This window comes from Sagittula sp. S175 (assembly GCF_049800975.1).
Taxonomy (GTDB): Bacteria; Pseudomonadota; Alphaproteobacteria; order Rhodobacterales; family Rhodobacteraceae; genus Sagittula.
On record NZ_JBNAGB010000007.1, the window covers coordinates 132,992 to 157,114 of the forward strand.

20 protein-coding genes are annotated in these 24,123 nt (G+C 65.0%); 11 read left to right on the forward strand and 9 right to left on the reverse strand.

Translation table 11 applies throughout. The annotated features are described in order from the left end of the window. The first annotated feature begins 71 nt into the window (after positions 1-71). Genes ACP16H_RS11130 through ACP16H_RS11140 form a run of 3 tightly spaced genes read left to right on the forward strand, consistent with a single transcriptional unit; the run spans position 72 to position 2,721 of the window. Positions 72-920, forward strand: a complete 849-nt coding sequence (locus ACP16H_RS11130; RefSeq protein ID WP_425072362.1) for a transketolase — start codon at positions 72-74, stop codon at positions 918-920. Further along, positions 917-1,945, forward strand: a complete 1,029-nt coding sequence (locus ACP16H_RS11135; protein WP_425072363.1) for a transketolase family protein — start codon at positions 917-919, stop codon at positions 1,943-1,945. Before ACP16H_RS11130 ends, ACP16H_RS11135 begins: the two co-directional genes overlap by 4 nt. Positions 1,946-1,965: 20 nt before the next feature. Continuing rightward, complete coding sequence (locus ACP16H_RS11140) at positions 1,966-2,721, forward strand: SDR family NAD(P)-dependent oxidoreductase (protein WP_425072364.1); 756 nt, start codon at positions 1,966-1,968, stop codon at positions 2,719-2,721. Positions 2,722-2,927: 206 nt separating this feature from the next. Here ACP16H_RS11140 and ACP16H_RS11145 read toward each other — a convergent pair whose 3' ends face one another. After that, positions 2,928-3,881, reverse strand: a complete 954-nt coding sequence (locus tag ACP16H_RS11145; protein WP_425072365.1) for a LysR substrate-binding domain-containing protein — start codon at positions 3,879-3,881, stop codon at positions 2,928-2,930. A 27-nt stretch (positions 3,882-3,908) separates the two neighbouring features. Next, positions 3,909-4,535, reverse strand: coding sequence for a TetR/AcrR family transcriptional regulator (locus tag ACP16H_RS11150; protein ID WP_425072366.1), 627 nt, complete (start codon positions 4,533-4,535; stop codon positions 3,909-3,911). A gap of 79 nt (positions 4,536-4,614) precedes the next feature. Between ACP16H_RS11150 and ACP16H_RS11155 the strand changes: the two genes are divergently transcribed. The 4 genes from ACP16H_RS11155 to rpmE all read left to right on the forward strand — a co-directional run bounded on the left by ACP16H_RS11155 (position 4,615) and on the right by rpmE (position 9,060). Further along, complete coding sequence (locus ACP16H_RS11155; RefSeq protein WP_425072367.1) at positions 4,615-6,171, forward strand: trimethylamine methyltransferase family protein; 1,557 nt, start codon at positions 4,615-4,617, stop codon at positions 6,169-6,171. 16 nt (positions 6,172-6,187) lie between these two features. Next, on the forward strand, positions 6,188-8,233 hold the full coding sequence (locus ACP16H_RS11160; RefSeq protein ID WP_425072368.1) for an FAD-dependent oxidoreductase: 2,046 nt from the start codon (positions 6,188-6,190) through the stop codon (positions 8,231-8,233). 212 nt (positions 8,234-8,445) lie between these two features. Further along, entirely contained in the window at positions 8,446-8,826 is a 381-nt protein-coding gene (rplS, locus tag ACP16H_RS11165) for a 50S ribosomal protein L19 (RefSeq protein WP_425072369.1), read from the forward strand. Positions 8,827-8,838: 12 nt separating this feature from the next. Beyond that, positions 8,839-9,060, forward strand: a complete 222-nt coding sequence (rpmE, locus tag ACP16H_RS11170) for a 50S ribosomal protein L31 (protein ID WP_425072370.1) — start codon at positions 8,839-8,841, stop codon at positions 9,058-9,060. Positions 9,061-9,173: 113 nt separating this feature from the next. Here rpmE and ACP16H_RS11175 read toward each other — a convergent pair whose 3' ends face one another. Further along, positions 9,174-10,538 (reverse strand): sensor histidine kinase, encoded by a 1,365-nt coding sequence (locus ACP16H_RS11175; RefSeq protein WP_425072371.1) that lies wholly within the window; start codon positions 10,536-10,538, stop codon positions 9,174-9,176. Positions 10,539-10,716: 178 nt separating this feature from the next. Beyond that, a complete protein-coding gene (locus ACP16H_RS11180; protein WP_425072372.1) occupies positions 10,717-11,517 on the reverse strand; it encodes a hypothetical protein in 801 nt (266 codons plus the stop codon). 150 nt (positions 11,518-11,667) lie between these two features. Here ACP16H_RS11180 and ACP16H_RS11185 point away from each other — a divergent pair, with 150 nt between their 5' ends. From ACP16H_RS11185 to ACP16H_RS11195, 3 genes are all read left to right on the forward strand, one after another. Further along, entirely contained in the window at positions 11,668-13,020 is a 1,353-nt protein-coding gene (locus ACP16H_RS11185) for an aminotransferase class III-fold pyridoxal phosphate-dependent enzyme (protein ID WP_425072373.1), read from the forward strand. 196 nt (positions 13,021-13,216) lie between these two features. Next, positions 13,217-14,890, forward strand: a complete 1,674-nt coding sequence (locus ACP16H_RS11190; protein WP_425072374.1) for a TIGR01244 family sulfur transferase — start codon at positions 13,217-13,219, stop codon at positions 14,888-14,890. Positions 14,891-15,043: 153 nt separating this feature from the next. Continuing rightward, a complete protein-coding gene (locus tag ACP16H_RS11195) occupies positions 15,044-16,822 on the forward strand; it encodes a SulP family inorganic anion transporter (RefSeq protein ID WP_425072375.1) in 1,779 nt (592 codons plus the stop codon). On the opposite strand, the gene ACP16H_RS11200 is transcribed toward ACP16H_RS11195, so the two are convergent. The 3 genes from ACP16H_RS11200 to ACP16H_RS11210 form a co-directional block, all read right to left on the reverse strand. Next, complete coding sequence (locus ACP16H_RS11200; RefSeq protein WP_425072376.1) at positions 16,799-17,527, reverse strand: metallophosphoesterase; 729 nt, start codon at positions 17,525-17,527, stop codon at positions 16,799-16,801. The two genes, ACP16H_RS11195 and ACP16H_RS11200, sit on opposite strands and share 24 nt — an antisense overlap. 141 nt (positions 17,528-17,668) lie before the next feature. Beyond that, the gene (gene serA / locus ACP16H_RS11205; protein ID WP_425072377.1) at positions 17,669-19,267 is read right to left on the reverse strand and encodes a phosphoglycerate dehydrogenase; all 1,599 of its coding nucleotides are present in this window, start codon (positions 19,265-19,267) and stop codon (positions 17,669-17,671) included. Positions 19,268-19,348: 81 nt separating this feature from the next. Next, positions 19,349-20,497 carry a phosphoserine transaminase gene (locus tag ACP16H_RS11210; RefSeq protein ID WP_425072378.1) on the reverse strand — a complete coding sequence of 383 codons (1,149 nt, stop codon included), beginning with the start codon at positions 20,495-20,497 and terminating at the stop codon, positions 19,349-19,351. Between the two features lie 237 nt (positions 20,498-20,734). On the opposite strand from ACP16H_RS11210, the gene ACP16H_RS11215 reads away from it, so the two are divergent. Continuing rightward, positions 20,735-22,048, forward strand: a complete 1,314-nt coding sequence (locus tag ACP16H_RS11215) for a DUF2330 domain-containing protein (RefSeq protein ID WP_425072379.1) — start codon at positions 20,735-20,737, stop codon at positions 22,046-22,048. A 187-nt stretch (positions 22,049-22,235) separates the two neighbouring features. Here the strand turns inward: ACP16H_RS11215 and ACP16H_RS11220 are convergent, their stop codons facing one another. Further along, complete coding sequence (locus ACP16H_RS11220; RefSeq protein WP_425072380.1) at positions 22,236-22,805, reverse strand: TetR family transcriptional regulator; 570 nt, start codon at positions 22,803-22,805, stop codon at positions 22,236-22,238. 1 nt (position 22,806) lies between these two features. Next, the gene (gene paaK, locus ACP16H_RS11225) at positions 22,807-24,117 is read right to left on the reverse strand and encodes a phenylacetate--CoA ligase PaaK (protein WP_425072381.1); all 1,311 of its coding nucleotides are present in this window, start codon (positions 24,115-24,117) and stop codon (positions 22,807-22,809) included. Positions 24,118-24,123: the final 6 nt, after the last annotated feature.

Here is a 24,123-nt window from a genome sequence, read left to right on the forward strand (position 1 = left end):
TGCGATTTTCGAACAACGCACGAGCGCGCCGCCCTGCTAGAGGTGCGCCAAAGACAAAAGGGAGGGTGACGATGAACGGATCGGCAAACGCGCTGTCCAACGTCTCGCTGGCACAGCGCGCGTGGAACATCCGGCGCAAGGCGCTGTTGATGGGCGAGGTGCAGGGACAGGGCTACATCGGGCAAGCGCTGGGTGTGGCGGACGTGCTGGCCACGGCCTACTTTCACGCCATGGACTACCGCGCCGAGGACCCCGAGTGGGAGGGCCGCGACCGGTTCTACCTGTCCATCGGACACTACGCGATCGCGCTCTATGCCGCGCTGATGGAGGCGGGCATCCTCCCCGATGACGAGCTGGAAACCTACGGGATGGACGATAGCCGCATGCCCATGTCGGGCATGGCCTCCTACACCCCGGGGATGGAGATCACCGGCGGCTCGCTTGGTCAGGGTCTGGGCATCGCCGTGGGCGCGGCACTGGGGCTGAAGCGCAAGAAGAACCCCGCCTTTGTCTTCAACCTCATGTCGGACGGCGAGCTGGGCGAAGGCAGCACATGGGAGGCGGTCATGTCCGCCGTCCAGTGGAAGCTGGACAACCTGATCTGCATCGTCGACTTCAACAACCAGCAGGCCGATGGGCCGACCCGTGACGCGCTGGCCGTGGGGGCCGAGGCACCCAAGTGGGAGGCCTTTGGCTGGCACGCCCAAGAGGTCGACGGCAACGACTTGGCCGCGCTGGTGGCCGCCTTCGACACGGCGCGCAGCCTCAAGGACCCGAAGCCGCGGGTCATCATCTGCAACACCACCATGTGCAAGGGCGTCGATTTCCTCGAAGCCCGCGAGATCACGCATTTCGTGCGGGTCGAAGCCGACGAATGGGCCAAGGCCCTCGCCAAGCTGGAAGAAGGCAAGCCGCTGTGACCTTTGACTCGATGAAACGCAAGTACGAGCCGCGCAAGGTCGCGCAGAAGGTCGCGACCTCGGCCATGATCGCCTCTCTGGCGGCCGAAGGGTACGACACCGTGGCAGCCCCTTTTGGCGAGGCGCTGGTGGAAGCCGCCAGGAAGGACGAGCGCATCGTCGGCCTGTCGGCGGACCTGTCGAAATACACCGACATGCATGTGCTGGCCAATGCGATGCCCGACCGGTTCTACCAGATGGGCATGGCGGAACAGCTGCTCATGTCGGCGGCGGCGGGCATGGCGCGCGAGGGGTTCATTCCCTTTGCGACGACCTACGCGGTGTTCGCTTCGCGCCGTGCCTATGACTTCATCGCCATGGCCATCGCCGAGGAAAACCTGCCCGTAAAGGTCGTCTGCGCCCTGCCCGGCCTGACCACCGGCTACGGTCCCAGCCATCAGGCGACCGAGGACCTGGCGATCTTTCGCGGCCTGCCCAACATGGTGCTCATCGACCCCTGCGACGCGGCGGACGTGACGGGCATGGTGCCCGAGATGATCGCCCACGACGGGCCGGTCTATGCGCGGCTCTTGCGCGGCAAGGTCCCGGATGTGCTGCGCCGCCACAAGCCGGATTACCGCTTCCAGTTGGGCAAGGCGCAGATGATCCGCGAGGGGCGCGACGTGCTGGTGATCTCCAGCGGGATCATGACCATGCGGGCGCTGGACGCGGCAGAGAAATTGTCAGCTGACAGTCTGGATGTGGGGGTCCTGCACGTCCCGACCATCAAGCCCTTGGATGTGGAGACCATCCTGGCAGAGGTCGGCAAGGGCGGGCGGCTGGTCGTGACAGCCGAGAACCACACGGTGAACGGCGGGCTGGGAGAGGCCGTGGCGCGTCAGATCCTGTGCGCGGGGCTGAGCCCCACCTTCCGCATGATCGGCCTGCCGGATGCCTTCCTCGAGGCAGGCGCGCTGCCAACGCTGCACGACATGTACGGCCTGTCCGTGGACAAGGTCGCCGAACAGATCAAGGGCTGGGTTTAAGGCCCGTTAAGGAGAAGACCATGGGACTACTGACAGGCAAGACGGCCATCATCACCGGCGCGGCCAGCCCGCGCGGGCTGGGCAAGGCCACCGCCATGCTCTTCGCGGAGCACGGCTGCCGCGTGGCGATCACCGACCTCGACGCGGCTCAGGCAAAGGCCGCCGCCGCTGACCTGCCGGGCGAGGGCCATATCGGGCTGGCGGGCAACGTGGTGTCCAAGGAAGACTGCGACGCCGTGGCCAATGCCGTGCTTGAAGCCTTCGGGCGCATCGACATCCTCGTGAACAACGCGGGCATCACCCAACCGCTGAAGCTGATGGACATCGCGCCCGAGAACTACGAGGCCGTGACCGACGTGTCCTTGCGCGGGACGCTTTACATGAGCCAGGCGGTCATTCCAGCGATGCGTGCGGCCAAGTCTGGTTCCATCGTCAACCTATCGTCCGTCAGCGCCCAGCGCGGGGGCGGCATCTTTGGCGGGCCGCATTACTCGGCGGCCAAGGCGGGCGTTCTGGGCCTGACCAAGGCCATGGCGCGCGAACTCGCCCCCGATGGCGTGCGGTCCAACGCGATCTGCCCGGGCTTCATCGCCACAGACATCACGGCGGGCAAGCTGACCCCCGAGATGCGCGCCGAAGTGCTCAAGGGCATCCCCATGGGGCGCGCCGGAGAAGCGTCGGATGTGGCGGGCTGCGCGCTGTTTCTTGCGTCGGAATTGTCGGCCTATGTGACCGGCTCCGAGGTCGATGTGAACGGCGGTTCGCTGATCCACTAAACCCCTCTGACATGCGTGCAATGCAGCATTCACGCATGTCGGGAAAACCATGTCCACAAGGGCGCACGAGGCCGTGAATCGGTCGTTAGTGGCATTGTGGGCCGCCCGCGAAGGGTGCGAAAATTCAGACTTGGCAGATACGTGATCGATCACCTGCCTCCCGGCGCCGCGTCCTCTCTCCCATTTGGGCGCGGTGCCATCCCCCCTTAGCGCGGCATCTCCTCGGGACTGGCTTCGACAAAGTGACATGTATCCGACAGGAAGGCCCGGACGCGGGTCTCGTGACCTGTGGCCTCGGCGCCAATCCAGTCGTGGAAGCGGCGCACGATGCGGCGGGTCAGGTGGCGTTGCGGGGCGACGAACCAATAGGCCGGAAAGACCATGACGGGCAGTTTCGGGGCGAAGGGCACCAGCTCGCCGCGTTCCAGTTCGCCAAGGCAGAGCGTTGCGCTGTCCAGCGTCACGCCGCCGCCCTGCCTGGCCATCTCGATGGACATGGACGAGCGGTCGAAGCGGAAGGGATAGATCACCTCGGGCAGGCTCAGGCGCTGGGTGGCGAGCCATGTGTCCCAGCGGTACAGCGCCTTGGCGGAGTCGATCAGCCGCGCCTTGGACAGGTCGGCCACGGGGTCGCTGAACCGCGCCAGGTAGTCGGGCGAGCACATGGGCAGCACGTAGTCGCGCATCAGCGGGTCCACCGCCAGCCCCGGCCAATGGCCTAGCCCGTAGCGCAGGTCGAGGTCCACGGTCTCTGTCTCGAAACTGGAGAAATCCGGCGTGGCATCGACGCGGATGTTCCAATCCTCGTTCTCGGCGGCGAAACCGGCGATGCGCGGCCCCAGCCAGCGCACCCCGAAAGAGGGCGAGACCCGCAGCGTCAAGCCACGCATGTCGCGCTGACGGCTGATGGCATCACGCGCGTTGCGCAGCGCGCCGAAGGCCTGCGTGGTGGTCTGGAACAGCCGGTCGCCGTCCAGCGTCAGCACCAGACGCCGTTTCTCGCGCCGGAAGAGGCGGACGCCGAACTGTTCCTCCAACGCGCGGATCTGCTGGCTGACTGCCGAGGGCGACACGCCCAGCTCGGTCGCGGCCTTGGTCACGGTGCCAAGACGGGCCACGGCCTCGAAATGTTCGGTGGCTTTCAGGTTGATGTCGCGCATGGGTCCCCCTGCCGGGACGCTATCGCGTCAGGCCGCCGGGGTGCAATGGCGCGCCATGAAGCGGTCGATCTCGGCCGGGGTGGGTTCCTGCCCGGTAAAGACGACGATGTAGGGCGGCATCCGGGCAAGCCGTTCGTCGCGGGGCTCGGTAACGCGCATCGAAATATAGCCGATCTGGACAAAGATCATCGTCAGGGCGCGGGTCTCGGCCTCTTGCGGCGAGTAGCCGAAGCGCAGGAAGATGCGCTCCATAGCGGCCTGCCGGCGCTTGTCGGCGGCGTCGAGCCGGGTCTGCAACGCGGGGTCGTTCCGCGCCCAGTTGCGGATGGCAAGGTCGAGTGGGCTGTCGAACAGGTCGTTGTCCAGCCAGCAATCGAAGAGGTTGAAGATCGCCTCGCAGACGGTTTCCGCGTAGGCGTCACAGCGCGCCTCCAGCGTGCCGGTGTTCTTGTCCTCCCAATGGCGGATCATCGCCTCGAGCAGGGCCTCGCGGTCGGTGAAGTGGTAATAGAACCCGGATCGGGTCAGCCCGAGGCTTCGGGCGAGCGGCATGATCTTGACCGCCTCGACCCCCTGATCGCAGAGCACATCATAGGCCGCGCGCAGCCACGTGGCCTGCGTCCCGTGCATCTGGTCTGTTTGCGTCACATCCATGTCGCACCCCGTTATTGACACATGTGTCAAATCTCATGACACATGTGTTAGCAGGTCTGACGTGAAAGGCTACAGGGAAATGAGTGAGGTCATCGAACGCAAGCCGCGCCGCAGGGCGCGCACGGCCCGCAGCGGCGAGCCGGGGCAGAACCCGCATCTGGAGGTGCCTTACATCACCCGCAACATCCCGACCTATGACCTCGTGTCGAACGAGGCGCTGGAGCGGATCGAGGCCACCGCCGACCGCATCCTCGCCGAGATCGGGATCGAGTTCCGAGACGACCCGGAAACGGTGCGTTTGTTCGTCGGCGCGGGCGGCGAGGCGACGGATCTGGGCGACGGACGGGTGAACATCCGCTTTGCGCCGGGCCTGATCCGGGGGCTGCTGAAGACCTGCCCGCCGGTGTTCACGCAGCACGCGCGCAACCCGGCCAAATCCGTGCAGATCGGCGGCAAGGCCATCGTGATGGCGCCGTCCTACGGCTCGCCCTTCGTCATGGATATCGACCGGGGACGGCGCTACGGCACGATCGAGGACTTCCGCAACTTCATCAAGCTAGGTCAGTCGTCGCCGTGGCTGCACCACTCGGGCGGCACGATCTGCGAGCCAACCGACGTACCGGTAAACAAGCGGCACCTTGACATGGTGTATTCCCATATCCGCTACTCGGACCGCGCCTTCTTGGGGTCGATCACCGCGCCGGAGCGGGCGGAGGATTCGATCGAGATGGCGCGCATCCTGTTCGGGGCCGAGTTCACCGATCAGAACTGCGTCATCATGGGGAATTTCAACACGACCTCGCCGCTGGTCATCGACGGTGTGACCTCGCGCGGCATCCGGGCCTATGCGGCGGCCAATCAGGGGTCGATCCACCTGCCCTTCTTGCTAGGCGGCGCGGTGGCCCCGCTGACCAATGCAGGCGCGATTGCTCAGTGCCTTGCGGAAAGCATGACCTCCTGCGCGCTGACGCAGCTGGTGCGCCCCGGCGCGCCTGCGGTCCTGGCGAGCTTCCTGTCGTCCATGTCGCTGCGGTCCGGGTCGCCAACCTTTGGCACGGCGGAACCGGCGCTGGGGTCGCTGGTGTTCGGACAACTGGCACGCAGGCTGAACATGCCCCTGCGGTGTGCGGGGAATTTCTCGACCTCGAAACTGCCGGATGGGCAGGCCATGCAGCAGAGCATGATGTCGATGATGTCCGCCATCCAATGTGGCGCGAATTACCTGCTGCATTCGGCGGGCTTCCTGGACGGCCTGCTGTCCATGTCCTACGAGAAATTCGTCATGGACACCGACCTTTGCGGCGCGCTGCACAGCTACTGCCGGGGGGTCGAGGTGAACGAGGATACGCTGGCCTTCGACTGCCTCGCGGAACAGGGGCCGGGCGAACACCTGTTCAGCACCCAGCACACCCTGCGCCACTACCAGACGGCCTATTACGACAGCGCGCTGGACGACAACCAGCCGTGGGAGACATGGGACGAACAGGGCGGAATCGACAGCGCGACGCGGGCCAACACCCGGTGGAAGGCGACGCTGGAGGCCTACGAGGCCCCGCCGCTGGACGAGGGGCTGAACGAGGCGCTGACCGAGTTCATGACAAAGAAGAAAGCGTCCATGCCGGACGCATGGTACTGATATTCGAGGGAAAGACATGTCACGCGACCCGCTGCTGCAACCCTACCAGCTGAAGCACCTGACGCTGAAGAACCGGATCATGACCACCAGCCATGAACCGGCCTACCCCGAAGACGGGATGCCCAAGGACCGCTACCGCGCCTACCACGAGGAGCGGGCAAAGGCCGGCGTGGCGCTGGCCATGACGGCTGGCTCGGCGGCGGTGTCGAAGGACAGCCCGCCGGTGTTCAACAACGTGCTGGCCTACCGTGACGAGGTGGTGCCGTGGATCCAGCGCCTGACGGACGGCTGCCATGAACACGGCTGCGCGGTGATGATCCAGCTGACGCACCTTGGGCGGCGGACGACCTGGAACAAGGGCAACTGGCTGCCCTCTGTGTCCTCGTCCAAGCATCGCGAACCGGCGCACAAGGCCTTTCCGAAGCTGCTGGAAGACTGGGACATCGCCCGCATCATCAACGACTTCGCCGATGCGGCCGAGCGTATGAAGGCCGGAGGCATGGACGGGATCGAGTTGCAGGCCTACGGCCACCTGATCGACCAGCTGTGGTCGCCGCTATCCAATGACCTGACCGGCCCTTACGGCGCGGATACGTTGGAAAACCGCCTGCGCTTTCCACTGGACGTGCTGGCGGCGGTGCGCAAGCGGGTGGGCGACGAGTTTATCGTCGGCTTCCGCTACACGGCGGACGAAGCGCAGAAGGGCGGGATCACCGCCGAGGAAGGCCTCGAGATATCGAAACGGCTGGCGGCGACGGGTCAGGTGGATTTCCTGAACGTCATTCGCGGGCGCATCCATACCGACCCTGCCATGACCGACGTGATCCCGGTGCAGGGCATGGCCTCCGCCCCGCATCTGGATTTCGCGGGCGCGGTCAAGGCCGCGACGGGGATGCCGACCTTTCACGCGGCGCGCATCCCGGACGTGGCGACGGCGCGGCACGCGGTCAGCGCGGGCTTGCTGGACATGGTGGGGATGACGCGGGCGCATATGGCCGACCCGCATATCGTGAAGAAGATCATGGAAGGCCGCGAGGAAGACATCCGGCCCTGCGTCGGCGCGACCTACTGTCTGGATCGGATCTACCAGGCGGGGGACGCGCTGTGCATCCACAACCCGGCCACGGGGCGCGAGCTGACCATGCCGCACACGATCCCGGCGGCAGAGGAGCCAAAGAGGGTCGTTGTGATCGGCGCAGGCCCGGCGGGGCTGGAAGCCGCGCGCGTGGCCGCCGAGCGCAGGCATGCCGTGACGGTCTTCGAGGCCGCCGACGCCCCCGGCGGGCAGGTGCGCCTGACCGCGCAGACCCCGCGCCGCCGCGAGATGATCGGCATCATCGACTGGCGCATGGCGCAATGCGCGGCTCGCGACGTGGAATTCCGCTTCAACACATGGGCGGAGGCCGAGGACGTCACCGCGCTGAACCCGGACGTGGTGATCGTGGCGACGGGCGGGTTGCCGAACCTCGAACTTTTCGAGACCGGTGCCGAAACGGGGCATGTAGTCAGCGCGTGGGACCTGATCTCGGGCGATGTGAAGCCCGCCGCCAACGTTCTGATCTACGACGAGAGCGGCGATCACCCGGCGCTTCAGGCGGCGGAGATCGCGGCGGCAGCAGGGGCGACGGTCGAGGTGATGACCCCCGACCGGACCTTTGCCCCGGATATCATGGCGATGAACCTCGTGCCCTATATGCGCAGCCTGCAGGACAAGGACGTGACCTTTACCGTGACGCGCCGCCTGCTGGGGGTGGCGAAGGACGGCAACCGGCTGACGGCGACCATCGGGACGGATTACTCGGGTTTCACGCGCGAACAGCACTACGACCAGGTGGTGGTGAACTACGGGACCCTGCCGCTGGACGAGCTGTATTTTGCGCTGCGCCCCCTGTCGTCGAACCTGGGCGAGGTGGATCACGACGCGCTGATCGAGGGGCGGCCGCAGGCGGTGCGCAGCAATGCGGACGGCGCATTCCAGCTGTTCCGCATCGGCGACGCGGTCAGCGCGCGCAACACGCACGCGGCAATCTACGACGCGCTGCGGTTGGTGAAGGACCTCTAGGCGGCCCCGAAACCGCTTGAAACAAGGGGGTCGCGCGTGTACAGGGGCGCATCCAAGGGGCACCGGGGCGACTCGGTGCCTTTGGGTTTCGTGGGACGGGCAACCGGCACCACGACAACAAAGCAATAGCTGTCAGGAAGAAATCCCATCGGGATCAATCACTTGTCAGACATGTCCGCGGGCAAACCGCGTGTATCGAAAGGAGAGATCAGATGGACCTGATCGCACAACTCGAAGCGGAGCAGATCGCTGCGCTGGGGAAGACCATCCCCGACTTCAAGGCCGGTGACACCATCCGCGTCGGCTTCAAGGTGACCGAAGGCGCGCGTACCCGCGTGCAGAACTACGAAGGCGTCTGCATCAGCCGCAAGAACGGCAAGGGCATCGCCGGTTCGTTCACCGTCCGCAAGATTTCCTTCGGTGAAGGCGTGGAGCGTGTCTTCCCGCTGCACTCGACCAACATCGAATCCATCGAAGTCGTGCGTCGTGGCCGCGTCCGCCGCGCCAAGATGTACTACCTGCGTTCGCGCCGCGGCAAGTCGGCCCGTATCGCGGAAGTGTCCAACTACAAGGCCCCGAAGGCCCAAGCGTAAGGAACTGACGAGATGAAAAAGGATCTGCACCCCGATTACCACCTCGTCACCGTTCGCATGACCGACGGTTCCGAGTTCCAGACCCGCACCACTTGGGGCAAGGAAGGCGACACGCTCGTCCTCGATATCGACCCGACCGCGCACCCGGCATGGACCGGCGGCACGGGCCGGATGCTCGACCAGGGCGGCCGCGTGTCCAAGTTCAAGAAGAAGTACGAAGGCCTCGGCTTCTGATCCATTCGAACCCTCAAGGGTTCACGGAAACGCCGCCCCACGGGGCGGCGTTTTTCATTTGGCAGGGCCCGCCGGGTGCGGGGGACCATGTCCGGCTACATGTCCAGGTTTTGTCAGGCGTTTTCCACGGTTACAACGGTGCCCGCGTCCAGCCGGTAACGCCGCCGCCCGCCGGTTTTTGCCGGTTCCAGCGCGGGCGCCGGAAACAGCAGCGATACGGCGGTCCCTTTGGCCGAAGTGACGATGCGCAGCCCGCCGCCCGCGCCCTGCACGAAGCCCGCCACCATCGACAGCCCAAGGCCGGTGCCCTGCCCGGGCGGCTTGGTGGTGAAGAACGGCTCGGCCACGCGCGACAGGTTGGGTTCGGGGATGCCGGTTCCCGTGTCGCTGACGGTGACCGTGGCGTAGGTGCCTTCCGGCAGGACATGGCCGTGCAGGGACAAAGGGGCGGTCAGCGTTTCAACGGCCGTGGATATGCGCAATTTCCCAGCCTCCGGCATGGCGTCCACCGCGTTCTTGACAATGTTCAGCAGGGCTGTCGTCAGTTGGCCTTCATCGACAGAGATGGGCACCCGCCCGGCGCAGGGGGCGAAATCACGCGCGATCCGCGCGGGTATCATCGTGCGCGTGAGGGTCATCACCGATGCCACTGCCTCGTTTGCATCCAGATCCCGCACCCGCGTGGGTGCCTTGCGGGCATAGACCATGAGATGCTGGACGACCTCTTCGGCGCGCTGTGCCGCCAGCTGCGCCTCGGCCACGGCGGCATCGCGTTCGGCGGGATCGTCCATCAGGTGATAAAGCTCGAGGTTGCCCTTCACCACGGTCAGCATGTTGTTGAAATCATGCGCCACGCCACCCGCAAGCCGCCCGATGGCCGACATCTTCTGATCCTGTGCGAGCCGTTCGGCGGCCTCTTCCATCGCCAGCCGTGAGGACCGGGCGTACAACATCGCGAGGATGATGTAGACGAAGGCAGCGAAGGTCACCAAGACGGCGCCCACTTTGGCCAACATGCCATTGAAGTGGTCCATGTGGCTGATAAGGATCGTGGTCACGAGCGCCGCAAAGATCAGGATCTGCGCCCAGTTCAGCCAAAGGATCCGGTCCGCGCGCCGGATCTGGTAGATCATGGTCGAAGTCATGAGCACCCCGCCAATATAGATCATGACCGGGTCGTGTTGAGTGGCGAAGTAGGCAGGCAGCCACAGGAAGGCCACCACCACCAGCAGGTACAGGCTCCCTGCCACGACCAGATCGCGGCGCGTCGTGCGTTCCATGTGGGTGGTGACGTAGCGATAGTGAACGGCGTGGGTCAGCAGGTAACCAGCGCACCAGACGAAAGGCGAATACCAGCCCTCGTAGAGGTGAATGAGGCCCGCCCCGATGCAGACCCCGACAAGACGCATCACCAGTTCCCGCTGCACGCCATATTCGACGTCATACAGCAGCTGCATGTCCTTGCGCGGATCGCTCATGTAGGTCGTGATCTCCCTGCCCTGCTGCGACGCTTGCAGTCCATCCGGCAAAACCCGCCGATCACCGCGACCCGCACGCAGCGGGTGGAAACCTGAGGTTTCCAGAATACCGGCAGCCCCCTTTTGTCGCAACGTGAAATCGGGCGAGCAAGCCGTTTCAACGCTAAGCCTGGAAGGGTTATCTACACTGCAATCCGGGGTTGTCGAGCATGCCGAACAGCGCGGCGTCGCCCGGTTGCGCGGCACTCACACCCCCGCTGCGGTTCAGACGCGCGAGGGCGCGGGCCGAGGCCTTTCCCCAAGTTCCATCGGGCTGCAGGTCGCCGCAGCCCCGCGCGGCCAGTTCGGTCTGCAGGCTGTAGACCAGCACGCGCCGGGGCAGCGTGTCGGCCTCCTCCATGATGTGCGTACCGGGGCAGGAGGTACTGGCGTGGTGCATGTGGGGCAGGATGTTCGCCGTCGGCACGCGGTAGGCGCGCTGTGCCTCTGACATGACCCGGATGTAGGACAGGCGGGCGGCGTCGGTCAGGTGCTCGTGGTTGAAGTCGCCCAGCGCCAGCACGGCGAAATGCCCAGTGAAGTCGGCCTTGGCCGTGCCGCCCTTCACAGTGCTCTTGGTCGCCGGAGCATAGCGCACGGGCCGCCCGTTGCCGATCTGCCCCTTGGCGTCCACCGCGTAGTGATAGGCGATCATCCCCAGCCCGGCGTTCGCGGCGTGGTCATGGTGGATGTTGCGCAGGCGCTGGTCGATCGTCTGCTTTGCCCGCGCCGCCGAGGCACGCCGGAACAGGTCGGCGTCCGCTCCGGCGAACCCTTCGTGGTGAAAGGTGATGTGGGTGATCCGCTCCTGCACGTATCCCTGCATCACGGACAGGTCGATGTCGGCGTAGGCGGGCGCGACCTCGCCGGCGATGTGCAATTGTGCGGGCTCCGCCGCCGTGCTGGTCGCCCAGATCAGGGCCAAAAGAAAACGCCACATGCCATCATCCCCCAATACTTCACTGCAAATCACGGCAATCATGCCGGGTTTGTCGGAATAACACCATTCCTCACCGTTCCCGGGCTGGACAGGGACACGCGCCGCTGTCAGATTTGATCAAATTTCCATAGCCTACCAAAGAGTCGCGCCATGAAGGACGAAAACTTTCTCAAGGAAAACAATGCCCGCCAGCTGTGGCACCCGATGGCCCACCCCGGGGACCAGATGGCGCATCCGCCCAAGGTGATCACCAAGGCGCAGGGCAGCACCATCACCGACATCGACGGGCACACGGTCGTGGACGGCGTCGGCGGGCTGTGGTGCGTGAACCTTGGCTATTCCAACGACGTGGTGAAACAGGCCATCGCCGACCAGCTGTTCGAGCTACCCTATTACTCGGCCTTCGCCGGGACGACCAATCCGCCCGCGATCGAGGCGGCCTATGCCGTGCGCGACTTCTTTGCCGAGGACGGGATCGAGCGGGTGTTCTTTACCTCCGGCGGGTCGGATTCGGTGGAAACCTGCCTGCGGCTGGCGCGCCAGTATCACCGCCTGCGGGGCGAGCCGACGCGGACGAAGTTCATTTCCTTGAAGAAGGGCTACCACGGCACGCATTTCGGCGGGGCGTCGGTCAACGGCAACAACCGCTTCCGCATCAACTATGAACCGCTGCTGCCGGGCTGCTTCCACCTGCCCGCGCCTTACCTGTACCGCAACCCGTTCAACGAAACCTCTCCGGCGCAGCTGGCGCAGCTGATCGCGCAGGCCTTCGAGGACGAGATCGCCTTTCAGGGGGCGGAGACCATCGCCGCGCTGATCATGGAGCCGATCCTCGGCGCGGGCGGCGTGATCGTCCCGGACGAGAGCTTCATGCCCCTGATGCGCGAGATCTGTGATCGTCACGGCATCCTGCTGATTTCCGACGAGGTCATCACCGGCTTCGGCCGTACGGGCGACTGGTCCGGCGCGCGGCATTGGGGCGTGAAGCCCGACATGATGAGCACCGCCAAGGGCATCACCAGCGGCTATTTCCCAGTGGGGGCGGCGCTGATCTCTGGCAAGGTGGCCGAAGTGTTCGAGACGTCGAAAGTGGCCGATGGCACGATTTCGCACGGCTACACCTACTCGGCGCATCCGGTGGGCGCGGCTGCGGTCATCGCGACGCTCGCCGAGACGCTTCGCCTGAACACCAAAGACAACGCCGCCGCGCGTGGCACGCAACTGTTCGACGGCATCCGCGCGCTGTCGGCCAAGTACGACGTGATCGGCGATGTGCGTGGTGGGCATGGCCTGATGACGGGGCTCGAGCTGGTGGACGACCGGGCGAAGAAGACGCCGCTGGACGCCGCCACGGTAAAACGGATCTTTGAAACCACCTACCAGAACGGCGCGATGGTGCGCATGTCGGGCCACAACCTGCTGATGTCCCCGCCGCTGACGGTGACCGAGGCCGAGATCGGCACGATCCTTTCGGCGCTGGAAAAGGGCCTTGCGGCGGCCTGACGGGTTTGTATCGCATTCGAGACGAAAGGGCGGGCCTTGGCCTGCCCTTTTGCGTTTGTGACCCTCACGACGGTCGATTTCGTTAAGAAATTGCGCGTAAACCCTCGCAAAGCTTGACAGGATGTCTCATATCTCATTCATCAATATGAATGTATACGACCGTGGACATGATTCCCGGTAGTGGAGGAGCACGCGTATGGAATTCCGCAAGATCAATGATGACATCACCGTCTCGCCGCAGATCACGGTCGAGCACCTCAAGGAGATTGCGGATGCGGGCTATCGCTCGATCATGTGCAACCGTCCCGATGGCGAGGGCGCGGATCAGCCGACCTTCGACGAGATCTCGGCCGCGGCGCAGGCGCTGGGGCTGCAAACCGCCTACCTGCCGATCGTCTCGGGCAAGGTGACCGACGAGGCCGCCGAGGAGTTCGGCAAGACGATGAAGGCGCTGCCCGGCCCGATGTTCGCCTATTGCCGCACCGGGACGCGCTCGGCCACTCTGTGGTCGCTGAGCCAGGCCAAGACGCTGCCGACCTCGGATATCCTCGCCGCGACCAAGGCGGCGGGCTATGACATGGCGGGCGTCGTGCGCCGCATCGTCAACGGCGGCAAGACCCCGACGGACGAGGGCGATGCCAGGTTCGACGTGGTGATCGTTGGCGGCGGGGCGGCGGGGATTTCCGTGGCATCGTCGTTGCAGACGCGGGCGGCGAACCTCAACATCGCCATCATCGACCCGGCGGACGTGCATTATTACCAGCCGGGCTGGACCATGGTCGGCGGCGGCGTCTTCGAGGCGGAAACCACCGCGCGCACCATGGGCTCGCTGATCCCCAAGGACGTGCACTGGATCAAATCCGCCGTCGCGGCCTTTGAACCGCAGAACAACGCGGTGATCCTCGACGGCTGCCGCGTGGTGAAATACGACCGCCTGATCGTCTGCCCGGGGCTGAAGCTGGACTGGAATGGCATCGAGGGGCTGGTCGACACGTTGGGCAAGAACGGCGTCACGTCGAATTATCGTTATGACCTTGCACCTTACACCTGGGAGCTGGTGAAGGGCCTGCGCAAGGGGCGCGCGATCTTTACCCAACCGCCGATGCCGATCAAATGCGCCGGCGCGCCGCAAAAGGCGCTGTATCTGTCGTCGGACCATTGGCATCGCGAGGGGGTGCTGAACAACATCGACATCAACTTCATGAACGCGGGCGGCGTGCTGTTCGGGGTGAAGGACTACGTCCCGGCGCTGATGGAATACATCGAGAAGTACAACGCCCACCTGAACTTCTTCCACAACCTCATCCGCGTGGACGGCCCGGCGAAGACCGCGACCTTCAAGGTGGCGAAACCGGATACCGAGGCGACCGAGGTGACGGTGGAGTTTGACATGATGCACGTCTGCCCGCCGCAGACCGCGCCGGATTTCATCCGTGTCTCGCCCTTGGCCGATGCCGCCGGATGGGTCGACGTGGACCAGTCGACGCTGCGCCATAAGACCTACGACAACGTCTGGAGCCTCGGTGACGTGATGAACGCCCCGAACGCGAAAACCGCCGCTGCCGCCCGGATGCAGGCGCCTGTCGTGGCCGAGAATGTCGCCGCCGACATCGCGGGCAAGAACCCGCAGGCGGTTTACAACGGTTATGGCTCCTGCCCGCTGACGGTCGAGCGCGGCAAGATCGTGCTGGCGGAATTCGGCTACGGCGGCGCGCTGCTCCCGTCCTTCCCGAAGTGGTTCATCGACGGCACGAAACCGACCCGCGCCGCATGGCTGCTGAAGGAGCAGATCCTGCCGCCGATCTACTGGAAGGCCATGTTGCGGGGCCGCGAATGGATGGCACGTCCCGAAACCGTTACGGCCAAGTAATGACGAAGGGTCGGGGCAATCCCCCGGCCCTTTTCACTTCAATGTAGCAAAGATGCTCCGGGAAAGCTGCATTTCGGCCCTTTCAAATTCGATTTATAGAATATATAGAGCAGCAACCGGCGCCGCGCCGACTCCCTTCCGCAGGATAAGCCCATGAAGCTTCCCACGCTGTCCGCAAGGACCTTCACCCAATACATGCCCATCCTCCAATGGGGCCGCACCTACGACCGCGATCAGGCGACGTCGGACCTCGTTGCCGCCGTGATCGTCACGATCATGCTGATCCCGCAATCGCTGGCCTATGCGCTGCTGGCGGGTCTGCCTGCCGAGATGGGGCTTTATGCCTCCATCGCGCCGCTGTTCGCCTATGCGATCTTTGGCACCTCGCGGGCGCTGGCCGTGGGTCCGGTGGCCGTGGTGTCCCTGATGACCGCTGCCGCCATCGGCAACCTCGGCCTGACCGACCCGATGGAGATTGCCGTGGCCGCCGGGACGCTTGCCTTCATCTCGGGCGCGTTCCTGCTGGTGATGGGTCTGTTCCGCCTCGGTTTCGTCGCGAACTTCCTGTCGCACCCCGTAATCGCGGGCTTCATCACTGCGTCGGGCATCCTGATCGCAACCTCTCAGCTGAAGCACATCTTTGGTATCCCGGCGGGCGGTCACAACCTGATCGAAACGATCGAGTCGCTGATCCTCAACCAGGACAAGGCCAACGTCATCACCATGGCCATCGGCCTGACCGTGACCGGCTTCCTGTTCTGGGTGCGCAAGGGGCTGAAACCGCTGCTGATTTCCACGGGGATGAAGCCGCGCATGGCCGATATCGCCGCCAAGGCGGGGCCGGTGGCCGCCGTCGCGGTGACGATCCTCGTCACATGGGCGTTCGGCCTGCATGACAAGGGCGTCAAGATCGTGGGCGAGGTGCCCATGGGCCTGCCGCCGATCACCATGCCGTCGCTGAACGGGACGCTCTGGGGGCAACTGCTGCTGCCCGCCATCCTGATTTCCATCATCGGTTTCGTGGAATCCGTCTCGGTGGCACAGACGCTGGCCGCGAAGAAGCGCCAGCGCATCGTCCCGGATCAGGAACTGATCGGCCTCGGTGCGTCGAACATCGGCTCGGCGCTGACGGGCGGCTATCCGGTGACCGGGGGCTTTGCCCGCTCGGTGGTGAACTTCGACGCCGGGGCCGAAACGCCCGCCGCCGGGGCCTATACCGCCGTCGGCATCGGGATCGCCGCGCTGCTGCTGACGCCGCTGCTGTACTTCCTCCCCATCGCCACGCTGGCCGCGACGATCATCGTGGCCGTGCTGTCCCTTGTGGACCTGTCGATCCTGTCCAAGGCATGGGGCTACTCGCGCGTGGATTTCGCCGCCGTGGCCGCGACAATCTTCCTGACGCTTAGCCTTGGGGTCGAGGTCGGCGTGTCGGCGGGTGTGCTGATCTCCATCGGTCTGCACCTCTACAAGACCTCGCGCCCGCATGTGGCAGAGATCGGTCTGGTGCCGGGCACGCAGCACTTCCGCAACATCCTGCGCCATGAGGTCGAGACCAAGCCGCACCTGATCACCCTGCGCGTGGACGAGAGCCTGTATTTCGCCAATGCGCGCTTCCTTGAGGATTACGTGCTGAAGCGGGTGACCTGTGACGAGCCGATCACCGACGTGGTGCTGAACTGCCCCGCCGTGAACGAGATCGACATGTCGGCGCTGGAAACGCTGGAAGAGCTGAACAAGCGCCTGTCGGAAATGGGCATCAAGCTGCACATGTCCGAGGTCAAGGGCCCCGTGACCGACCGCCTGAAACGCTCGCATTTCCTCGACGAACTGAGCGGGCAGTTGTTCCTGTCGCAGTATCAGGCCTGGGTGGCGCTCAGCCCCACCCCCGGCCCGGAGGTGGCGAAGGAGTCAGCGCAGGCGGACGCGGCCTGACGTTTCGAGGGCGAAGATCGTTTCGCCCTCGAACACCGCCACCGTCAGCGGACGCCCATAACCGGCCCCGGTGTCCAGGTTCAGCCGGTTGGCGCGCAGGTCCGGCGCGTCAACCGGCGAATGGCCATGAACGACGAACGCCCCATGGTCAGTGTCGTCCTCCAGGAATTCCTGCCGGATCCACACCATGTCGTCCTCGGCCTGCGCCTCCAGCGCAACCCCCGGACGCACGCCCGCATGGACAAAGAACTTGCCCGCCTCGCGGTGATTGATCGCAAGCCCCTGCAAGAACGCCAAGTGATCGGCAGGGACGGCCGCCCGCAACTGATCGGCCAGGTGCTCGGAGCGGATGCGGTCCGGCACCTCGACGCCGTAAGACGCCATGGTCTCGCGCCCGCCGATGTTGGGGTGGGTCCAGTCGTAGCCGATGATCAGGTGCGGGTCGTTGCGCGGCTTGGGCGGGGCAACGAACCATTCGAACAGGCGATCATGGTTGCCCTTCAGGCAGACCCAGTTGCGACCCCCGGCCAGCCCATCGGCCAGCCTGCCGATGACCCCGGCGGAGTCCGGCCCGCGGTCAACATAGTCGCCCAGAAAGACGATACGCGCATCGCCCCCGCCGTCGTTGTCGATCCGCTTTAGGGCCGCGTCCAGCATCTCGCGCTGCCCGTGGATGTCGCCCACCGCGTAAATCCGTTCACTCATGACCTGCGCTCCTGTCCTGCCTCTGCCCTGTCTTGGGGGCAACAGCTAGGCCCGCCACCCGGCGGGGTCAACCGCGTGGCCCATGCGAAACGGGCGGCCCCGAAGGACCGCCCATTCAAATGTCTCATGTCAGAGCAAAGCTCAGGCCACGTCGAATTCCAGCGGCTTGATCTGCTTGAACAGGCCGGTCGCCTTGAGGTCGGCAATGGCCTTCGCGGGCATCGGCTCGTCGATGTACAGAAGCGCGATGGCCTCGCCCTTGGCCGCCGCACGACCGAGGGTAAAGTTCGCGATGTTCACGCCGTTCGACCCGCAGGTGGTGCCCAGCGTACCGATGATGCCCGGCACGTCTTCGTTGGTGGTGTAGACCATGTGGCGGCCCACTTCGGCGTCGATGTTGATGCCCTTGATCTGGATGAAGCGCGGCTTGCCATCCGAGAACACGGTGCCCGCGATGGACCGCTCCTTGGACTCGGTGACCACGGTCACCTTGATGAAGCCTTCAAAGGCCCCGGACTGCGCTTGGTTGGTGGTGGCGATCTTGATGCCGCGATCCTTGGCGATCAGCGGGGCCGAGACCATGTTCACGTCCGGGTTCACCGACTTCATGATGCCAGCGATCAGCGAGCAGTTCAGCGCCTGCAGGTTCATGGTCGAGGCTTCGCCATCGTACAGGATGTTGATCGCCTTGATCGGCTCCTCGTCGGACATCTGGCCGATGAAGTTGCCCAAGTGACCGGCGAGGTTGATCCACGGCCCCATGACCTTGGCCTCTTCGGCGGTGACGGAGGGCATGTTCAGCGCGTTGGTCACGGCGCCGGTCAGCAGGTAATCCGCCATCTGCTCGGCCACTTGCAGGGCGACGTTTTCCTGCGCTTCGGTGGTCGATGCGCCCAGGTGCGGGGTACAGACAACGTTCGGCAGGTTGAACAGCGGGTTCTCGGTGGCCGGTTCCACGGCGAAGACGTCGAAGGCCGCGCCAGCGACATGGCCGGATTTGAGCAGGTCGGCCAGCGCTTCCTCGTCCACCAGGCCGCCACGGGCGCAGTTGATGATACGCACGCCCTTCTTGGTCTTCTCGAGGTTCTCGCGCGACAGGATGTTGCGCGTGCCATCGGTCAGCGGCACGTGCAGCGTGATGAAGTCGGCGCGGGTCAGCAGCTCTTCCAGCTCGACCTTCTCGACCTGCATCTTCTCGGCCTTTTCCTCGGACAGGAAGGGATCGTAGGCCACGACCTTCATCTTCAGGCCACGGGCGCGGTCACAGACGATGCCACCGATGTTGCCCGCGCCGATGACGCCAAGGGTCTTGCCGGTAAGTTCGACGCCCATGAACTTGGACTTTTCCCACTTGCCCGCGTGGGTCGAGGCAGAGGCCTCCGGGATCTGGCGGGCCACTGCGAACATCATGGCGATGGCATGCTCGGCGGTGGTGATCATGTTGCCGAAGGGCGTGTTCATGACGATCACGCCTTTCTTGGACGAGGCTTCCTTGTCCACGTTGTCGGTGCCGATCCCGGCGCGGCCCACGACCTTGAGGTTGGTGGCGTGCTCGAGCAGCGAGGGCGTGACCTTGGTGGCCGAGCGGATGGCGAGACCGTCGTACTGGCCGATGATCTCGGCCAGCTTGTCCTTGTCCTTGCCCACGTCGGGCAGGTAGTCGACGTCGATGCCACGATCGCGGAAGATCTGGACGGCGGTTTCGGAGAGTTTGTCGGAAACGAGAACCTTGGGAGCCATTTTGAGCGTCCTTCAGAATAAAGGGGGATCGTGGGGCCCCACGCGGGACCCCGATTTTTCATCGAAAAATCGTGCGCGGGCTCAGGCCGCTTCGAGTTCCGCGACGGTCGCCTCGAAGGCCCACTTGAGCCAGAGGGTCAGCGCCTCGACGTCGGCGGACTCGATGGTCGCGCCGCACCACACGCGCAGGCCGGCAGGGGCATCGCGGTAGGCACCGATGTCATAGGCCACGTTCGCCGTTTCCAGCTTCTTGGCCACGGCCTTGGCGAATGCCGCGCCGTCGGTGATCCGGTCGTCGGTGAACCTCAGGCAGACGGAGGTGTTCGAGCGCGTCGCCGGGTCCACGGCGAGGTTGTCGATCCAGTCGTGACGATCGCAGAAGTCCCACAGGACCTTGGCATTCGTCGTCGCCCGTTCGATCAGCTTCGGCAGGCCGCCGATTTCCTTCGCCCAAGCGAGGGCCACGAGGTAATCCTCGACCGCCAGCATCGACGGGGTGTTGATCGTCTCGCCCTTGAAGATGCCGTCGATCAGCTTGCCGCCCTTGGTCATGCGGAAGATCTTCGGCATCGGCCATGCGGGGGTGTAGCTTTCCAGGCGCTCGACCGCGCGCGGCGACAGGATCAGCATCCCGTGCGCCGCTTCGCCGCCCATGACCTTCTGCCAGGAGAAGGTGGTCACGTCGAGCTTGTCCCAGGGCAGGTCCATGGCAAAGGCGGCGCTGGTCGCGTCGCAGATGGTCAGGCCCGCACGGTCCGCCGGGATCGCGTCGCCGTTGGGCAGGCGCACGCCCGAGGTGGTGCCGTTCCAGGTGAAGACCACGTCGGTGTCAAAGTCGATGGTGGCGAAATCCACGATCTCGCCGTAACCGGCTTCCTTGACTTCGGCGTCGATCTTCAGCTGCTTGACCACGTCGCTGACCCAGCCGGAGCCGAAGCTTTCCCAGGCCACCATGGTCGCCTTGCGGGCGCCCAGCAGGGACCACATGGCCATTTCCACGGCACCGGTGTCGGACGCGGGCACGATGCCGATCTTGTAGTCGGCAGGGATGCCGAGGATCTCGCGGGTCTCCTCGATGGCGGCTTTCAGCTTTTCCTTGCCGATGGCAGCGCGGTGCGAGCGGCCCAATGCGGCGTCGCTCAGCTTGTCGAGGGAGAATGTGGGGATCTTGGCGCAAGGGCCAGAGGAGAAGCGCGGGTTTGCGGGCCGCGCGGACGGCGTATTCGTCATATCTGCTAACCTTCCAGATAGATGCCTCTCGTTGGGGAGAGGTGTCCCGAGACCGCATCTAATCGAGTCGCGGCACCGCAGCAAGTCGGATTTCATGGCCAGAAGGTCGCATTTGATTTTTGCGACAGGGGCCTTGGAGCGCATCGGAAACTTCGCGCATGGTCCGGTATTTCCCCGTTGAAGGCGGTGCTTGGCCGGATAGGCTGCGATCAGGTCATTTCAGGCATGGGGGCGGGCATGGTTCGCACGATTTTGACGGTTGTTTTGGCGGTCTGGGGCGTGACGGCGCAGGCTTTTTGCGGGTTCTACGTGGCCAAGGCGGATGGCGACCTGTTCAACGAGGGCTCGCGCGTGGTCTACTTCCGCGAGGGGACCCTTTCGGTCATCACCATGGCCTCTGATTACAAGGGCGCGGCAGAGGATTTCGCCATGATCGTGCCGACCCCCGTCGTGCTGCCCCGCCCCAGCATCCAGACCGTCGACCCGAAGACCGTGCAGCATCTCGACGACTATTCGGCCCCGCGGCTGGTGGAGTATTTCGACCGGGAGCCCTTGTGCAACGACGACTACGAGGGGGCCCAGTGGGTTGAAGAACCCGTGGTTGTCGTCGAGGCCGCCCCGCGCGGTGCCCAGCCGACCCAGCGCCAGCGCGCCAGGTCGCTCGGCGTCAGCATCGAGGCGAAATACGCCGTGGGCAGCTACGACATCCTGATCCTCGGGGCAAAGGAATCCGACGGGCTCGCCACCTTCCTCACGCAGGAGGGCTACAAGCTGCCCGATGGCGCGGCGGCGGTCCTCGGACAGTACATCAAGGGCGGGATGAAGTTCTTCGTCGCCCGCGTGAACCTCAAACGCCACGCCGATGGTCCTCAGGAACTGCAGCCGTTGCAGATCCGGTTCAAGTCGAAGGACTTCATGCTGCCGATCCAGCTGGGCAAGGTGAACGGCGACGGACCGCAGGACGTGCTGATGCTGATGCTGTCGCGCAAGGGCCGCATCGAGCCCACGAACTACAAGGCCGTCGAGCTGCCGACCAACCTGACCATTCCCGGCTTCGTCGAGAAGAACTTCGGCGCCTTCTACAAGGCGATGTTCGCCCGCGCCGCGCCGCAGGGGGGCGGCATCGTGCTGGAATACGCCTGGGACATGGGCTGGTGCGACCCCTGCGCCGCCGATCCGCTGAACGGCAAGGAACTGCGCGAGCTGGGCGTCACCCGCCTGAAAGGCAACGAGGAAATGGTCGAGGAGATGTACGTCACCCGCCTGCATGCGCGGTACCAACAGGGCCAGATGAAACAGGACATCGCGTTCCGGGAAACGTCGAACCGCGAGAATTTCCAGGGCCGCTTCGTCATCCAGCGCCCCTTCGTCGGCAAGTTCGACCTGGGCGACAGCGTCAGCGCCAAGGAAAAGGCCTGCATCGCGGACTTCATCGGCGATACCCGCAAACGCCTGCGCGACGAGGGCAAGACGCTGGCGAAACTCACCGGCTGGAAGCAAAGCCAGATCGACGCGCGGATTTCGCAGACAGTGCCAAAGGCCTACCGCTAAGGCTGTCCGACCCGCCGGACCGGGGGCCGGCCCCCGGACCCCCGGAGGTATTTGGACCAAGAAGAAGCACAAGGCGCGCGTTTCTGCTTCTTCTTGGGTCAAATATCTCCGGAGGGGGTTTGGGGGAGGCAGCGCCTCCCCCGATGCTGCGCGCCAGTCGTCTGAGCAACGCCGAGGCGAAGCAGGCTCAGAGGTTCTTCAGACCACCTTCGGCAAAATCCGCCGCGAGGGCTGCGAACTCGGTGCGGGACAGGCCTTTGCCGGGGCGGTGCCACTGGTACACCCAGTTGATGATGCCGAAGACCGTCATGGTGGCGGCGCGCAGCCGGTCGCCGGTCAGGTCGGGGCGCTGCGCCTGCAACGCCCCGGACATCAGTCGTACAAGGGTGCGCTGGTGGGACAGGACCGGCTGTTGCAGCTCCTCGGACAGGGTGTGGAGAGATTCCAGTTGCAGCTTGTGTTCGGCGTCGGCGTGCTCGAACGCTTCGAGCAGCGCGGCCATCAGCGCGCGCAGCCCCTGCGGTGCAGCCAATTCGGCACGCCCGACCACGTGTTCGTAATGGGTTTGCAGAATGTCGGACAGCAGGGCCTCCTTGCTGTCGTAGTAGTGGTAGATCAGGGCCTTGGACACGCCACAGGCCTTGGCCGCCCCCGCCATGGACGCCCGGTCAAAGCCGTTCTGCGCAAAGTAGGCCGCTGCGCCCTTGCGTAAGGCGCAGCGCTTCTCGGCGTGGTCGTGGGCCAGTCCGCGCGCCATCTCAGCCCCCCAGGATCGGGCGGTTGTCGACGATGCGCACCGCCTTGCCCTGTGACCGCGCGACGCCACCCGGCTCGGCCAGGTCGACCTTCACCGAGACGCCGACCACCTGCTTGATCTTCAGCGCCAGTTCGCGGCAGGCTTCGGCCCCCTCGCCCGCCGTATGCGGGAAGCATTCGACGCGCACGCGCATCTCGTCCTTGTGCTCGATGCGATTCAGTTCCAGCTGGAAATGCGGCGCCAGCGCCTTCACCGTCATCAGCTGTTCCTCGATCTGCGTCGGGAAGACATTGACGCCGCGCAGGATGATCATGTCGTCGCTGCGCCCGGTGATCTTTTCCATGCGCCGCATCGTGCGCGCCGTTCCCGGCAGCAGGCGCGTCAGGTCGCGCGTGCGGTAGCGGATGATCGGAAAGGCCTCCTTGGTCAGCGAGGTAAAAACCAGTTCGCCCATTTCGCCGTCCGGCAGGACCTCCCCGCTGTTCGGGTCAATGATCTCGGGGTAGAAGTGGTCCTCCCAGATGTGCAGCCCGTCCTTGGTCTCCACGCATTCGTTGGCGACGCCCGGGCCCATGACCTCGGACAGTCCGTAGATATCGACGGCGTGCATGTCGAAGGCGTCCTCGATCTCGCGGCGCATGGCGTTGGTCCAGGGCTCGGCACCAAAGATGCCGACCTTCAGGGGCGACTTGCGCGGGTCCAGACCCTGCGCCGCGTATTCGTCGATGATCGACAGCGCGTAGGAGGGCGTCACCGTGATCCCGGTTGCGCCAAAATCCTCGATCAGGCGCACCTGGCGCTGGGTCATCCCGCCCGAAATCGGCACGGTGGTCAGACCCAGCTTGTCCGCGCCGAGGTGGATGCCGAGGCCGCCGGTGAACAGCCCGTAGCCGTAGGCGTTGTGCAGGATGTCGCCCGCGCGCAGACCGGCCGCGCGCAGGGACCGCGCCACCACCGTGGCCCAGGTGTCCAAATCCCGCTCGGTATAGCCCACCACGGTCGGCTGCCCGGTGGTTCCCGAGGACGCATGGATGCGTTTCACCTGCTCCCGCGGCACGGCGAACATGCCGAAGGGGTAGTTGTCGCGCAGATCGGTCTTAACGGTGAAGGGGAATTTCGCCAGGTCCGACAGCGACGTCAGGTCGTCCGGATGCACCCCGGCGGCGTCAAAGCTGGCCTTGTAATGGGGCACGTTGTTGTACGCGTGGCGCAGGGACCACTTCAGCCGCTCCAGCTGCAGGGCGGCCAGTTCATCGCGCGAGGCGGTCTCGATGTGTTCGAGGTCGCCGGGCTTGGGGGAGAGGTCTTCCATCGCGGG

Excerpts from the sequence above, each read along its gene's own strand:
- ACP16H_RS11130 (WP_425072362.1), top strand. The coding sequence starts at position 72 with ATGAACGGATCGGCAAACGCGCTGTCCAACGTCTCGCTGGCACAGCGC.
- ACP16H_RS11140 (WP_425072364.1), top strand. The coding sequence starts at position 1,966 with ATGGGACTACTGACAGGCAAGACGGCCATCATCACCGGCGCGGCCAGC.
- ACP16H_RS11145 (WP_425072365.1), bottom strand. The coding sequence starts at position 3,881 with ATGCGCGACATCAACCTGAAAGCCACCGAACATTTCGAGGCCGTGGCC.
- ACP16H_RS11150 (WP_425072366.1), bottom strand. The coding sequence starts at position 4,535 with ATGGATGTGACGCAAACAGACCAGATGCACGGGACGCAGGCCACGTGG.
- ACP16H_RS11155 (WP_425072367.1), top strand. The coding sequence starts at position 4,615 with ATGAGTGAGGTCATCGAACGCAAGCCGCGCCGCAGGGCGCGCACGGCC.
- ACP16H_RS11160 (WP_425072368.1), top strand. The coding sequence starts at position 6,188 with ATGTCACGCGACCCGCTGCTGCAACCCTACCAGCTGAAGCACCTGACG.
- rplS (WP_425072369.1), top strand. The coding sequence starts at position 8,446 with ATGGACCTGATCGCACAACTCGAAGCGGAGCAGATCGCTGCGCTGGGG.
- rpmE (WP_425072370.1), top strand. The coding sequence starts at position 8,839 with ATGAAAAAGGATCTGCACCCCGATTACCACCTCGTCACCGTTCGCATG.
- ACP16H_RS11175 (WP_425072371.1), bottom strand. The coding sequence starts at position 10,538 with ATGAGCGATCCGCGCAAGGACATGCAGCTGCTGTATGACGTCGAATAT.
- ACP16H_RS11180 (WP_425072372.1), bottom strand. The coding sequence starts at position 11,517 with ATGTGGCGTTTTCTTTTGGCCCTGATCTGGGCGACCAGCACGGCGGCG.
- ACP16H_RS11185 (WP_425072373.1), top strand. The coding sequence starts at position 11,668 with ATGAAGGACGAAAACTTTCTCAAGGAAAACAATGCCCGCCAGCTGTGG.
- ACP16H_RS11190 (WP_425072374.1), top strand. The coding sequence starts at position 13,217 with ATGGAATTCCGCAAGATCAATGATGACATCACCGTCTCGCCGCAGATC.
- ACP16H_RS11195 (WP_425072375.1), top strand. The coding sequence starts at position 15,044 with ATGAAGCTTCCCACGCTGTCCGCAAGGACCTTCACCCAATACATGCCC.
- ACP16H_RS11200 (WP_425072376.1), bottom strand. The coding sequence starts at position 17,527 with ATGAGTGAACGGATTTACGCGGTGGGCGACATCCACGGGCAGCGCGAG.
- serA (WP_425072377.1), bottom strand. The coding sequence starts at position 19,267 with ATGGCTCCCAAGGTTCTCGTTTCCGACAAACTCTCCGAAACCGCCGTC.
- ACP16H_RS11210 (WP_425072378.1), bottom strand. The coding sequence starts at position 20,497 with ATGACGAATACGCCGTCCGCGCGGCCCGCAAACCCGCGCTTCTCCTCT.
- ACP16H_RS11215 (WP_425072379.1), top strand. The coding sequence starts at position 20,735 with ATGGTTCGCACGATTTTGACGGTTGTTTTGGCGGTCTGGGGCGTGACG.
- ACP16H_RS11220 (WP_425072380.1), bottom strand. The coding sequence starts at position 22,805 with ATGGCGCGCGGACTGGCCCACGACCACGCCGAGAAGCGCTGCGCCTTA.
- paaK (WP_425072381.1), bottom strand. The coding sequence starts at position 24,117 with ATGGAAGACCTCTCCCCCAAGCCCGGCGACCTCGAACACATCGAGACC.